The following is a 12427-nucleotide window of genomic DNA, read 5'->3' as shown; positions in this document are numbered from 1 at the left end:
GGTCGTCATGCCAGCACCCAGTGCGTCCGGACGGATTGAGGTCAAGGCCTCCCCGGCACAGGTGTATGCGCTGGTCAGCGACCCAGGCGTACTCGCTGAACTCTCCGACGAGTACACCGGCTACCGCTGGTTAGCCGGCGCGAACGGCCCTGCCGTCGGGGTCAGGTTCCGCGGCAGCAACAAGAACGGTTTCCGCCGCTGGAGCACGCTGAGCACGGTTACCGACGCCGAGGAAGGCACCCGGTTCGCCTTCGACGTCCGCTCGTTCGGCCAGCCGGTCGCGCGCTGGCAGTACGACATCGAGCAGGACGGCGACGTCTGCGTCGTCACCGAGCGGACGTGGGAGCGTCGCTCCCGCTGGTTCAAGGCCGTGAGCTCGTTCGCGACGGGGGTGTGGCGGCGCGACGAGAGCAACCAGGCGAGCATCGACGAAACTCTCCGGCGCCTGAAGGCCAAAGTCGAGGGATAGCCTCCTCCGGCCGGGTGAGCTCGCGGTTCCACGGGCTGGATAGCGGAACAGGACGCCGATCCGTGTAGTTCACTTCTGGTGTGACTTCCGTACGACCCCTAGCGCGCGTGCGCGCCCCCGAGCTGTCCGGTGACGTCTGGCTGAACACGGGCGGCCGCCCGTTGAAGCTCGCTGAGCTGCGCGGACGCATCGTGCTGCTCGACTTCTGGACCAGCGGCTGTGTGAACTGCCTCCACGTGCTCGACGAGCTCCGGCCGTTGGAGGCGGAGTTCGCCGACGTCCTGGTCACCGTCGGCGTGCATTCGCCGAAGTTCCTCCACGAGGGTGAGGCCGCGGCGATCGAGTCGGCGGTCCGGCGCTACGAAGTCCATCACCCGGTCCTCAACGATCCGGAGATGGAGACGTGGTCGCAGTACGCCGTCAAGGCGTGGCCGACGCTCGTCATCGTCGACCCCGAGGGCTACGTCGTGCACCACGCCGCGGGGGAAGGGCACGGCGAAGCCCTTCGCCAGGTCATCGCCGAGCTCGTCAAGACCCATGACGCCAAGGGCACCCTGCGCCGCGGTGGCAATCTGTACGTGCCCGCCGAAGAGCAGCGGAACGAGATCCGGTTTCCGAGCAAGGCGGTGCGAACCGCCGAGGGCCGCATTCTCGTCGCCGACACCGGTCATCACTCCATTGTGGAATTCGCGTCCGACGGCGAGACGGTGGTCCGGCGGTTCGGCAGTGGCGACCGCGGCTCCGCCGACGGCGCTTTCGACCGCGCCAGTTTCACCGAGCCGGCCGGAATCCTCTTGCTGCCCAACGAAGTCGCCGAAAAGGTCGGCTATCACGCGGTGGTCGCGGACACCGCGGGACATCTGCTGCGCGGCATCGACCTCAATATCGGCAAAGTGTCCACTGTGGCCGGTACGTCGAGACAATGGCGCAACGGCCCGGATTCCGGCAACGCGCTGGACGTCGACCTCACGAGTCCGTGGGACGTCGTGTGGTGGGCCCCGGCCGGCGGGGTCGTCGTCGCGATGGCGGGCAACCACACGCTCAGCCTGTTCGACCCGCTCACCGGCCAGATCCGCCGCTTCGCCGGTACGACCGTGGAAGGACTGCGCGACGGGCCCGTCGACGAAGCTTTCTTCGCACAGACGTCCGGCTTTGCCGCGACACCGGAAAAACTGTGGCTGGCCGACGCCGAAACCTCGGCTCTGCGCTGGATCGAGCCCGACGGCGAAAGCTTCGCGGTCCACACCGCTGTCGGTGTCGACCTGTTCTCGTTCGGGCATTCCGACGGCCCCGCGGAAGACGCGCTCCTGCAGCATCCGCTCGGCGTCGCCGTGCTGGACGACGACACGATCGCGATCGCGGACACCTACAACGGCGCGATCCGGCGGTACGACCCGCTGACCAGGGTGGTGTCGACCATCGCCACCGGGCTGGCCGAGCCGTCCGGGCTTCTCCTCCACGAAGGTGTGCTTCTCGCCGTCGAATCCGCCGGACACCGGCTCGTGCCCGTCGAGATGGGCGCCCCGACGAACGTCTCCGGCGACGCCCACGCCGTCCGGCGCCCGCCGACCGTGCTCGCTCCCGGCGAGCTGGACTTCTCCGTCGTCTTCACCCCGCCGCCGGGCGAAAAACTCGACGACCGCTACGGCCCGTCGACGCGGCTGGAGATCCGCGCGTCACCACCTGAACTGCTGGCCGAGGGCAGTGGTGTCGGCACGCATCTCACCCGGCGGATCCGCCTGGCCGACGGGTTTACCGAGGGCGTGCTGCAGGTCGTCGCGCAGGCGGCCAGTTGCGACAACGGCGCCGAGCATCCGGTTTGCCGCGTCACGCGCCAGGACTGGGGCGTCCCGGTCCGGGTTTCGGGCGACGGAGAAGGCGCGCTGCAACTTGTTATGGCAGGCGCTCCGAGTCAGTAACATAGTCGAGGTGCCGGACCGCAAACTCGAAATCCAGCTGCTGTTCAACCCGGAGGACCAGTTCGAGGTCGAGATCCAGGGCGACGGGCATCTGGTGGTGCGCGAGCGCGACGTCCATGCTGTGGCCACGGAACGGAACGACGACGGGACAGGCTTGTACTTGTAGCGATCACCGGGGCGGAGGGCAGGCGTGGGGGACGAGGCCGTCAGCGACGAAGAACTGGTCGGCGAGCTGCTCGGGGCCGACCCGATCGTGGTGTACCCACCCCTGCCCGAACACCCTGTCCGCCGCGGGATCGGCCGGGCCCTGATGGTCGCGGGCGGCGCGATCGCGTTGTTCGTGGTGCTCTATGTGGCCGACCTTCTGTTCAGCGTCGGTGACGTCCCGCGCGGGGTGACCGTCGCGGGCATCGAGGTCGGCGGCATGACCCACGCCGACGCCGAAGCGAAGCTGCATTCGGAGCTCGAACCGAAACTCGTCAGGCCTGTCACGATCCGGGCCGGCGACGTCGAAACCCGGCTCGATCCGGCGCAGTCCGGTCTCGGGCTCGACTGGTCGGAGACGGTCGCGGAAGCCGGAAGTCAGCCGCTCAGCCCGATCACCCGGATCATGTCGTTCTTCACCACCCGTGAAGTCGGCCTGGTGAAGAAGACGGACAGCGAGGTCTTGGCCCGCGCCGTCAGCGAACTCGCCGCGAACAGGATCAACCACAAGGCCGTCGAAGGCGGCATCGGTTTCCTGGCGCAGGCCGGTGTCGACGGCGGGGTCACGCCGTACGCGATCGAACCGAAGCAGGGCCAGGTGCTCGGCGACCAGGCCGCGGCCGTCAAGGTGCTCACCGACGGATGGCTGGACCCGGGCGGTGTCACCGTCCGGGTCGACGTCACGCCGGTGAAGGCGACTCTGGCCGGCGTCCAGGGCGCGCTCGACCAGATCGTCAAAGCCGCGGTGGCCAAGCCGATCATCGTGCACGGTGACGGTACAGATTCGATATTGAACCCGGACGACATCGCGCGCTCGTTCCAATTCGTCGCGCGCGACGGTGGCGCGCTGGAGGTGCGGATCGACCAGCACAAGCTGCAGCTGGCCGTGCAGGACGACCTCGTCACGACGGAGAAGGACAGCGAAGACGCCCAGATCGTCTTCGCGAACAACGTGCCGACGGTCCAGCCGTCCGAAGACGCCCGGAAAATCAACTGGGCCAACACCTTCCTCCCGCTGACAGAGGTGCTCAAGAAGGCCGACGGCCGCGATCTCCCGGTTGTCTACGACGTCACCCGCCCCAACGTCACCACGGAGGCGGCGGGCGCGCTCGGCATCAAGGAGGTCATCGGCGAGTTCACCAGCGATGGTTTCTCCGGCGCCGCGGCGACGAATGTGCAGGCGCTGGCCGCCAAGGTGAGCGGGGCGATCGTGAAACCGGGCGAGACGTTCAGCCTCGACACCCGATCCGGCCCGCGCACCGCGGCACAGGGCTTCGTGCCGGCGCCGGTCCAGGAGGACGGCACCGGTCCGGAGCTGATCGGCGGCGGGGTCTCACAGTTCGCTTCCACGCTGTACAACGCCGTGTACCTCGCCGGGCTGAAGGACGTCGACCACGCCGAGCACGACTTTTTCCTGGACCGCTATCCGCCCGGCCGTGACGTGAAAGCGATGGAAACCAGCGGCACCAGCGTCGATTCGAAGTTCACCAACGACGCGCCCACCGGGATCGCCATCGAGGCTGCTGCCTCCGGAAGTTCCGTGACCGTCAGGATCTGGGGCACCAAACGGTTCACCGTCGCGAGCATTCCGGGCCCGAGGACGAACGAAACGGTGTCGCCGCTCGAATTCCGGTCCGGCGCCGGTTGTGTGACTTCGGCGGGACAGCCCGGTTTCACCACTTCCGACACACGGGTGCTTTCCGACGTCGGCACGGGCGCCGAGGTTCGCCGCGAGACCAGGAATGTCATCTACGGGCCGAAATCGACGATCATCTGTATTTAGTGCTAGCGAAGCACCATGCAGTCGCGCTCTTCCAGCTCATGCAGCACAGCCGAGTCCGGCAGGTGCTTGTTCCAGCGCAGATCCAGCTTGTCCAATTTGGACAGCTTGGCCAGTGACTCCGGCAACGAAGTCAGCCGGTTGCCTCGCAGATCGAGCTGGCGCAGTTCGCTCAGGTCGCCGATCGACGCGGGCAAAGTGGTGAGCCGGTTACCGCGCAGGTGCAGTTCCCGCAGCGTCGACAGCTCGCCGATCGACTCGGGGAGCGAGGTCAACTTGTTGTGGTACAGCCGAAGTTCGCGCAACGATGTCAGTCCGGAGATGGCCGACGGCAGCTCGGTCAACTGGTTGTCGGTGATACCGAGGTAGCGGAGTTTGCCAAGGCGGCACAGGGAATCCGGGAACCTGGTGAGCAGATTGTCGCTCAGGTACAGGTATTCGCTCAGTTCGGGAAGGCAGCCCAGTTCGTCGGGCAGCTCGGTCAGCCGGTTGTGCCCGAGGTCGAGGGTGTGCACCTGGGTGAGCTTCCCGATGGACGGCGAGAGTTCGGCGATCTTGTTGTCGGCGAGGATCAGCACGCGGAGGCCGGTCAGCTCCCACAGCGTCTCCGGCACGGAGGTCAACTCGTTGGTGTAGAAGCTCAAGTACTCGACTTCGCCGGCCCCGGCGAGCGACGGGACCTCGGTCAGTCCTTGGCCTTCGAGCTCCAGCCGGTTCGTGGTCATACCGGAAACCTAGCGAACAGAACACCGGCCGGCCCACCTTTCGGCGGACCGGCCAGGAGTCTTGTTTGGCTGGCTTATCTGGTGACGCCACGCCTGCCGTACATGCTGGAAACCAGCACCACGCCCAGCGCCGCGACGACGACCTGCGTGATCAGCTCGAGCCAGTCGAAGCCGTTGGTGTCGGCGTAGCCGAGGCCTCGGGCGATCGCGGTGCCGATGAAGGCCGCGATGATTCCGACGATGATGGTCAGCCAGATCGGGATTCCCTGCTTGCCGGGGGCGACGAGCCGTCCCAGCACACCGAGGATCAAGCCGACAACGATAGCGCTGATAATGCCGCTGACGGTCATGGATACTCCCTAGTCCCGGTTCACCCGGATGCCTTGGCAGGCCTCCCGGTCTCGCCCTCAAGATGCCCTGGGCTCATCCCTTCCAAACCGTTCCACGCCGCAATTTCTCGCGGATGTACACAGCGGGTGTACACAAAAGAGGCCGCCCGGGACTTGAACGTCCTGGACGGCCTCTTCCGGTTACGGCAAATGGCGGCTAGAAGGCCGCTTCGGCGATGTCCATCAGGTCGTTGTCGGCGTTCTCCACGATCGTGCGACGGGCGGTGAGCTCCGGCAGCACGGACTTGCTGAAGAACGACGCCACGGCGACCTTGCCCTCGTAGAACGGGACATCCTTGGCGGACGCACCGGCGTCGAGCGCGGCGATGGCGATCTCGGCGTGCTTGAGCAGGCGCCAGCCGATGAGCAGGTCGCCGACCGACATCAGCAGCCGGACGCTGTGCTGGCCGATCTTGTTCACGCTCTCCGCGTCTTCCTGCGACGCGGTCAGGTAGCCGATCAGCGAGCCGAGCATGCCCTGCGTGTCCTCGAGCGCCTGCTTGAGCAGCGCGCGCTCGTTCTTGAGCCGGCCGTTGCCCGCCTCGGACTCGATGAACTTGGTGATCTCGCCGGCGATGTAGGCGAGCGCCTGGCCCTTGTCGCGGACGATCTTCCGGAAGAAGAAGTCCAGCGACTGGATGGCCGTGGTGCCCTCGTACAGCGAGTCGATCTTCGCGTCACGGATGTACTGCTCGATCGGGTAGTCCTGCAGGAAGCCGGAACCGCCGAGGGTCTGCAGCGACTGCACGAGCTGCTCGGTGGCCCGCTCGGAGCCGACGCCCTTGACGATCGGCAGCAGCAGGTCGTTGACCCGCTCGGCGAGCTTCAGCGAAGCCTCATCGCCTTCGCCGGTCCACAGCTGGTCCTGGAACGACGCGGTGTAGAGGTACGTCGCGCGCAGGCCCTCGGAGTACGCCTTCTGCAGCATCAGCGAGCGGCGGACGTCCGGGTGGTGCGTGATGGTGACGCGCGGCGCCGCCTTGTTGAGCATGTTCGGCAGGTCGGAACCCTGCACGCGCTCCTTGGCGTACTCCAGCGCGTTCAGGTAGCCGGTCGACAGCGTCGCGATGGCCTTGGTGCCGACCATCATGCGGGCGTACTCGATGACCTGGAACATCTGCGCGATACCGTCGTGGACGTCGCCGAGCAGCCAGCCCTTGGCGGGCGTGCCGTGCTGCCCGAAGGTCAGCTCGCAGGTGGTGGACGCCTTGATGCCCATCTTGTGCTCGACGTTGGTCACGAAGGCGCCGTTGCGCTCGCCGAGCTCACCGGTCTGGGTGTCGAAGTGGAACTTCGGCACGAGGAAGAGCGAGAGGCCCTTGGTGCCGGGGCGGGTCTCGATGCCGGGACCCTCGGGGCGCGCGAGCACCAGGTGCATGATGTTTTCGGTCAGGTCCTGGTCGGCCGAGGTGATGAACCGCTTCACCCCGTCGATGTGCCAGGTGCCGTCTTCCTGCTGGAACGCCTTGGTGCGACCGGCACCCACGTCGGAACCGGCGTCCGGCTCGGTGAGGACCATCGTCGCGCCCCAGGCGCGGTCGATCATGAACTGCGCCCAGCGCTGCTGCTCTTCGTTGCCGTTCTTGTGCATGATCATCGCGAAGTTCGCGCCTGCCATGTACATGAACAGTGCCGGGTTCGCGCCCAGCATCAGCTCCGCGGAGGCCCACTGCACGGTCGGGGGCAGGCCGAGGCCGCCGAGGTCGTTGGTGAGGCTGAGCCGCCACCATTCGCCGTCGAGCAGCTGCTTGTAGCTCTTCTTGAACGACTCGGGCAGCGTCGCCGAGAACGTCTTGGGGTCGTAGACCGGGGGGTTGCGGTCGGCGTCGGCGAAGGACTCGGCCAGCGGGCCGACGGCGAGCTTGTTCAGCTCGGACAGCACACCGCGAGCGGTCTCCTCATCGGACTCTTCCAGCACGCCCTTTCCGAGGCGGTCTTGGATGCCGAGAACCTCGAAGAGGTTGAACTCCAGGTCTCGTACGTTGCTCTTGTAGTGGCCCATGTCGTCGCTCCGTCTAGGTCTCGGGTGTCCGGCCTGGGCACTGCTTCCCTACTTGCCGGTAACATAAGGATATTACCTACGGGTAACTCCAGGCAAGCAGAACCCCACCCCTGTGACGAATGGATCAGCCATCAGTGGGGCAGCTGGGTGACCGCGCGAGGCTCCGGAGTGCACTGATGCGCGCCATCGGGCGACGCGATCAAAATTCCGCCCCGGAAGGCGATGGTGACCGCATGTGTCCGGTCGCGTGCGGAGAGCTTGCGAAGGATGCTCTTGACATGCGTGCGGACGGTTTCGACGGACAGGAAGAGGATCTTCGCGATCCCTGAGTTCTCAAGTCCTTCCGCCACCAGCTGCAGCACCTGGTATTCGCGGCGTGACAGCGGCATCGGGGCGCGCGGCGCGACGGGCTGACCGGGAATCTGGGCAGGCTGCCGCTTCGGCCTCGCGGTGAGCGCGGCCAGCGCCGGGTCCAGGTAGCGCCGGTCGGTGTGCGCCCGCCGGATCGCCTCGCCGAGCCTGCGTGGGTCGATCGCGCGCGGCACCGCCGCGTGTACCCCGGCCGCGATCGCCGCGGACAGGTACTGCGGGCTGCGGTTGGTGTCGCGGATGAGCGTCACGATCACCATCGACGGATCGCCGGTACTGATCAGCCGCGTCAGGTGGCAGTTCGGGTCGAGTGCGGAATCCAGCACGACGACGTCGGGTTTGAGCTGCTCACAGAGCTGGAGCGCGGCGTGATGGCTGGCCGCGTGGCCGACCCAGTGCAGACCGTGCGTCCGGTGGACGAGCGACGCCAAGCCGTCGCGGAAGATCGGGATCGGGTCGATGGCGCCGACGCCGAGACTGCGGCCCCCTGCCCCGAGCGGGGTCGTTTGAACTCGGGTGGGCTCGATGCTTGTCGCCATGTGTTCTCCGGTCTTCACGCCGCCACCCTTGGTGCGTCACCATGCCGCTCACCCCCCGGCGAGCTGGTACCGCCACCCGATCCCCCCTGCTGGGACCAGCCAAGAATGACACCTCGTGATATCTGTGAGTCGGATGTCAGCGGTTTGTGACGCGAGTTCCCCCTCACAGCCGTACTCTGGGGTAACAGTAAAACTCTCCGTAACCGGTGAACGGCGATCAATTGGGCGAGATGTGAGCGACGTCGCTGCTCAGACGCCTTGAAGTACTACCCAGAGTGGGATGTCACAGCGCGTAACCGAGAGAACTCTTCGGCCAAGGTTGCCGGGGTCCAGTGCGCATTCAGGCCACTCGGATTGGGCAGTACCCACACCCGCGTTCCCCCGATCGGGTCGTCTTGGGGCCCGATCTTGGCTTTCGGTGCCCCAAACGCCACCCGATAGGCCGTAATCCCGACCACCGCCAGCCACTCCGGCCGGAACTCTGCCACCTTCGAAGCGAGGTGGACACCGCCCTTGCGTAGTTCCTCGTTGGTCAGCTCGTCGGCTCGCGCGGTCGTCCGTGCCACCACATTGGTGATCCCCAGCCCCAATTCTGGCAGCAACCCCTGCTCGCTCGGCTTGAACAACCGCGGCGTGAACCCACCGCCGTGCAGGGCGGGCCAGAACCGATTCCCCGGTCGGGCGAAGTGGTAGCCCGTGGCCGCGGAGTAGAGGCCTGGGTTGATCCCGCAGAACAGGACTTTCAGCTCCGGCGCGATCACGTCCTCGAGGACTACGTCCCGTGCCGCCGCCAGCTGCTCCTTCGTAGGCCGATTCACCCGCTCAGTCTTCAGTGTGTTTCGGCGGGTCTGCGCCCGACTCCCAGTGCGGCCCGCCATCTGTCGACAGATGGCGATCTCTTAGCTTCCGACCCGGCTTGTGGTGCTCGCTTTAGCTTCGATCGGTGGTGACGGGTGTCGCTGGGCTTGTGGGGGGTGGCGGAGTTGGTAGGGAGTGCGTACGCTGTGTGATCTCGCGCACAAGGTCGTCTCGAGGGGGTCGTATGCAGTTGGCGCTGATCCTCAGCCTCGTGGTGTTGATCTTCATCCTCGCCATCGTGGTGGTCGCGTTCGAGGACAAGCGGGCCGCGAAACGGGAAGCCCAGCTGCGGCAAGCCCGGTTAGCGCGTCTTGGCGAAGTCGATCCGCTCGCTCCGCACCGGCTGCGCATCGACAACTGAAGGCACCTTCCGCAGAGCCAGGTACAGCGCGCCCACCAGCCAGCCGAGCATCGCGCCGGCGGTGTTGTTGAGCAGATCGTCGACGTCGAAGATCCGGTAGACGAACGGCGCGGTGCCGAAGTTCGCGGTCACCTGGGTCGTTTCGATCATCAGCGACACGGTGAAACCGATCAGGGTCGTTCCGATCAGGCCCCGCTTCCACAGCACCCGGGCGAACAGGCCGAGCGGCAGGAACAGCAGCACGTTCATCGCGACCTGCTGGAACGTCAGCGAAGTCAGCGCGTGGGCCGAACTCAGCCCGTGCTTCAGCAGCTCGGTGTGGATGTCGTCGATCCACTGGAACGGGTGCAGCTGCACGGTCTGGCTCAGGTGCTTGGTGTGCGGGCCCGGCAGCGGCAGGAACACCACGGCCAGCGCGAGGCACGAGTACAGGGTCACGACGGCGGTGGTGATCACCCGGCGGCGGTCGATCCGGCCAAAGCGTGCGTGGTGCACGATCAGCTGTGGGATGAGGATCGTCGCCCATACCGCGAAGAAGGCGAGCAGTCCGTAGGCGAGGGCCGTGACCTGTGCGTGCGTCATGTCCCCGACGTTATGGATCTTGGGTATGCCGCCACGTCGGTCGAAAAGCCATGGCTGTGGCGGCGGGATCGGCCACTTGGCCGAGGGATGCGGCGCCGATCGGTCGGGCGCCGCGGGGAGGAGGACAAGGTGGTCCAGGTGGGACGCGTGATCGACGACTGGGCGCGGCTTCGGGACGTGAGACTGCGGGCGTTGGCTGAGTCACCCGAAGCGTTCGGTTCGACGCTGGCGCGCGAGCAGCTCTACACCGACGAGCAGTGGCGATCCTGGCAGCAGTCCGCGGCATGGTTCATCGCGTTCGACGGCGAGCGGCCGGTCGGTCTCGTGGGTGGCAGGCATGACCCGGTTGAGTGGTTGTTGATCGCCATGTGGGTGGCTCCCGAGGTGCGTGGACAGGGTGTCGGGAAGCGACTTGTGGACGCGGTTGTCGCGGAGGCGGCGAGGCGTGGCGCCTCGGCCGTCGCGCTGCACGTCACTGACCGAAATCTGGTGGCCAGAAAGGCCTACGAGCGGTTCGGTTTCGTGGCCAGCGGCGAGTGGGAGAGCTTCACTCGCGAAGGGATTCATCGCCGGGAACGGATGCGATTACCCGTTACCGGCAGTACTACCAATCAGTAGCTTTCCGGCTTACGCTCTTGAGATGGACGAAGTCGTCTTCACCAGGACAGGGCGTGGCGAGCCGTTGGTGCTGATCCACGGGGTCGGTCATCGGCGGCAGGCGTGGGATCCGGTTGTGCCGCTGCTCGCGCCGCATCGGGATGTCATCGCGGTCGACCTGCCGGGTTTCGGCGAGTCGCCGCCGCATGACGGCATCTACGGCATCGACACCGCGCTGGCCGCGTTCGCGAAGTTCTTCGCCGAGGTGGGGCTCGACCGTCCGCATGTCGCGGGCAACTCGCTCGGCGGACTGCTTTCGCTGGCGTTGGGCGAAGCCGGTCTCGTGCGCAGCGTGACCGCGCTTTCGCCGGCCGGGCTCTGGACGCCGCAGCAGCAGCGGTACGCGCTGGGTGTGCTGCGTGCGCACCGCCAGGCCGCCAAGTATCTCCCCGAACGCCTCACGGCACGCCTGGCCGCCGGCAAGGTGGGCCGGACGCTCATCGCCGGGATGATCTTCGACAAGCCCTGGCTGCTCTCGCCGGAAAGGATCATGGAGGACGCCCAAGCGTTCGCCACGGCTCCGGGCTTCCTGCCCACGCTCGCCGAGGCCAAGGGCGGGTTCCACTTCGAGGGCCCGGTGACTGGCGTCCCGGTCACGATCGCCTGGGCGGCGCGCGATCGGATTCTGGCGCGGCCGAAGGCCGACTACTTGCGGCGCGTGGCTCCGGAAGCGGAACTTCTCCTGCTCAGAGGGTGCGGACATGTGCCGATGAGCGACGATCCCGAGCTCGTCGCCAAGGTGCTTCTTGACGGCAGCCATGGATGACATTTACCTATCGCTCACCTTTTTACCCTGGTGATCGTCGCGCTTAGCAGGCAAACTCCTCCGCCGTGCGCCCGTTAGGGGTCCTGGGGCGCCCGATCGGAGGAACAATGTTTATTTCGACCAGGCTGACGCGACGAGCAGTGGCGATCGCCGCTGCCGCGCTGGCCACGGTGGCGATGACGGCCACCCCCGCATCCGCCGTGGGGGCCAACCGCCCGGACCCGACCACGGACGTCCGGCTGATCACGTTCAACGACTTCCACGGCAACCTCGAGCCGCCGTCCGGGTCTTCCGGCCGGGTGACGCTGCCGGGCGGGACCACCGTGGACGCCGGTGGTGCGGCGTTCATGGCGACGCACGTCAAGCAGTTGCGCGCCGAGGTCAAGAACTCGATCGTGCTGTCCGCCGGTGACAACGTCGGCGCCTCACCGGTGGTCTCGGCGCTGTTCCACGACGAGCCGACCATCGAATTCCTCAACAGCCTCGGCGTGAAGGCCTCCGTCGTCGGCAACCACGAGTTCGACGAGGGCTACAAGGAACTGCAGCGCATGCAGTTCGGCGGCTGCCACCCGACCGACGGCTGCCAGTTCCGCAGCTCGTTCAAGGGCGCGCAGTTTCCGTTCCTCGGCTCGAACGTGAGCTTCACCAACGGGTTCCCCGCGCTGCTGCCGTTCACCGTGAAGTTCGTCGACGGCGTGCCGCTCGGGATCATCGGCGTCACGCTCAAGGACCTGCCCAGCGTGGTCACGCCGGACGCGATCAAGGGCCTCAAGTTCGGCGACGAGGTCAAGGCCATCGACCAGACCG

General features: G+C 66.6%; 14 protein-coding genes. 8 read left to right on the top strand and 6 right to left on the bottom strand.

Annotated elements, in window-relative coordinates; translation table 11 throughout:
* Positions 1-7 precede the first annotated feature (7 nt).
* The 4 genes from VGP60_RS27820 (at position 8) to VGP60_RS27805 (ending at position 4375) form a co-directional block, all read left to right on the top strand.
* Positions 8-469 carry an SRPBCC family protein gene (locus tag VGP60_RS27820; protein ID WP_327551070.1) on the top strand — a complete coding sequence of 154 codons (462 nt, stop codon included), beginning with the start codon at positions 8-10 and terminating at the stop codon, positions 467-469.
* Between the two features lie 107 nt (positions 470-576).
* Complete coding sequence (locus VGP60_RS27815) at positions 577-2388, top strand: NHL domain-containing thioredoxin family protein (protein ID WP_327551096.1); 1812 nt, start codon at positions 577-579, stop codon at positions 2386-2388.
* 10 nt (positions 2389-2398) lie between these two features.
* A complete protein-coding gene (locus tag VGP60_RS27810; protein WP_414640419.1) occupies positions 2399-2554 on the top strand; it encodes a hypothetical protein in 156 nt (51 codons plus the stop codon).
* Positions 2555-2578: 24 nt separating this feature from the next.
* Positions 2579-4375 carry a VanW family protein gene (locus VGP60_RS27805; RefSeq protein ID WP_327551069.1) on the top strand — a complete coding sequence of 599 codons (1797 nt, stop codon included), beginning with the start codon at positions 2579-2581 and terminating at the stop codon, positions 4373-4375.
* Between the two features lie 2 nt (positions 4376-4377).
* On the opposite strand, the gene VGP60_RS27800 is transcribed toward VGP60_RS27805, so the two are convergent.
* The 5 genes from VGP60_RS27800 to mug all read right to left on the bottom strand — a co-directional run bounded on the left by VGP60_RS27800 (position 4378) and on the right by mug (position 9214).
* Positions 4378-5097, bottom strand: a complete 720-nt coding sequence (locus VGP60_RS27800) for a leucine-rich repeat domain-containing protein (protein WP_327551068.1) — start codon at positions 5095-5097, stop codon at positions 4378-4380.
* A 74-nt stretch (positions 5098-5171) separates the two neighbouring features.
* Positions 5172-5447: a GlsB/YeaQ/YmgE family stress response membrane protein gene (locus tag VGP60_RS27795; RefSeq protein ID WP_327551067.1), complete on the bottom strand. Its 276-nt coding sequence runs from the start codon at positions 5445-5447 to the stop codon at positions 5172-5174.
* A gap of 196 nt (positions 5448-5643) precedes the next feature.
* Positions 5644-7488: an acyl-CoA dehydrogenase gene (locus tag VGP60_RS27790; protein ID WP_327551066.1), complete on the bottom strand. Its 1845-nt coding sequence runs from the start codon at positions 7486-7488 to the stop codon at positions 5644-5646.
* Between the two features lie 131 nt (positions 7489-7619).
* A complete protein-coding gene (locus tag VGP60_RS27785) occupies positions 7620-8396 on the bottom strand; it encodes a response regulator transcription factor (protein ID WP_327551095.1) in 777 nt (258 codons plus the stop codon).
* Positions 8397-8662: 266 nt separating this feature from the next.
* Positions 8663-9214: a G/U mismatch-specific DNA glycosylase gene (gene mug / locus VGP60_RS27780; RefSeq protein WP_327551065.1), complete on the bottom strand. Its 552-nt coding sequence runs from the start codon at positions 9212-9214 to the stop codon at positions 8663-8665.
* Between the two features lie 224 nt (positions 9215-9438).
* Here mug and VGP60_RS27775 point away from each other — a divergent pair, with 224 nt between their 5' ends.
* Positions 9439-9615: a hypothetical protein gene (locus VGP60_RS27775; RefSeq protein WP_327551064.1), complete on the top strand. Its 177-nt coding sequence runs from the start codon at positions 9439-9441 to the stop codon at positions 9613-9615.
* Here the strand turns inward: VGP60_RS27775 and VGP60_RS27770 are convergent.
* Positions 9556-10197 (bottom strand): VanZ family protein, encoded by a 642-nt coding sequence (locus VGP60_RS27770; protein ID WP_327551063.1) that lies wholly within the window; start codon positions 10195-10197, stop codon positions 9556-9558. The genes VGP60_RS27775 and VGP60_RS27770 overlap by 60 nt on opposite strands.
* A 129-nt stretch (positions 10198-10326) precedes the next feature.
* Between VGP60_RS27770 and VGP60_RS27765 the strand changes: the two genes are divergently transcribed.
* The 3 genes from VGP60_RS27765 to VGP60_RS27755 form a co-directional block, all read left to right on the top strand.
* Positions 10327-10815: a GNAT family N-acetyltransferase gene (locus VGP60_RS27765; RefSeq protein WP_327551062.1), complete on the top strand. Its 489-nt coding sequence runs from the start codon at positions 10327-10329 to the stop codon at positions 10813-10815.
* Positions 10816-10837: 22 nt separating this feature from the next.
* Complete coding sequence (locus VGP60_RS27760) at positions 10838-11620, top strand: alpha/beta fold hydrolase (RefSeq protein ID WP_327551061.1); 783 nt, start codon at positions 10838-10840, stop codon at positions 11618-11620.
* 107 nt (positions 11621-11727) lie between these two features.
* A partial coding sequence (locus VGP60_RS27755) for a metallophosphoesterase (RefSeq protein WP_327551060.1) occupies positions 11728-12427 on the top strand: 700 nt, incomplete at its 3' end.

The organism is Amycolatopsis sp., assembly GCF_036008905.1.
GTDB lineage: Bacteria > Actinomycetota > Actinomycetes > Mycobacteriales > Pseudonocardiaceae > Amycolatopsis.
This window is presented reverse-complemented; position numbering and strand designations above follow the sequence as displayed.

What these genes read in the sequence shown, in the direction of transcription:
- VGP60_RS27820 (WP_327551070.1), top strand. Translation starts at nt 8, where the DNA reads ATGCCAGCACCCAGTGCGTCCGGACGGATTGAGGTCAAGGCCTCCCCG.
- VGP60_RS27800 (WP_327551068.1), bottom strand. Translation starts at nt 5,097, where the DNA reads ATGACCACGAACCGGCTGGAGCTCGAAGGCCAAGGACTGACCGAGGTC.
- VGP60_RS27795 (WP_327551067.1), bottom strand. Translation starts at nt 5,447, where the DNA reads ATGACCGTCAGCGGCATTATCAGCGCTATCGTTGTCGGCTTGATCCTC.
- VGP60_RS27790 (WP_327551066.1), bottom strand. Translation starts at nt 7,488, where the DNA reads ATGGGCCACTACAAGAGCAACGTACGAGACCTGGAGTTCAACCTCTTC.
- VGP60_RS27785 (WP_327551095.1), bottom strand. Translation starts at nt 8,396, where the DNA reads ATGGCGACAAGCATCGAGCCCACCCGAGTTCAAACGACCCCGCTCGGG.
- VGP60_RS27775 (WP_327551064.1), top strand. Translation starts at nt 9,439, where the DNA reads ATGCAGTTGGCGCTGATCCTCAGCCTCGTGGTGTTGATCTTCATCCTC.
- VGP60_RS27770 (WP_327551063.1), bottom strand. Translation starts at nt 10,197, where the DNA reads ATGACGCACGCACAGGTCACGGCCCTCGCCTACGGACTGCTCGCCTTC.
- VGP60_RS27760 (WP_327551061.1), top strand. Translation starts at nt 10,838, where the DNA reads ATGGACGAAGTCGTCTTCACCAGGACAGGGCGTGGCGAGCCGTTGGTG.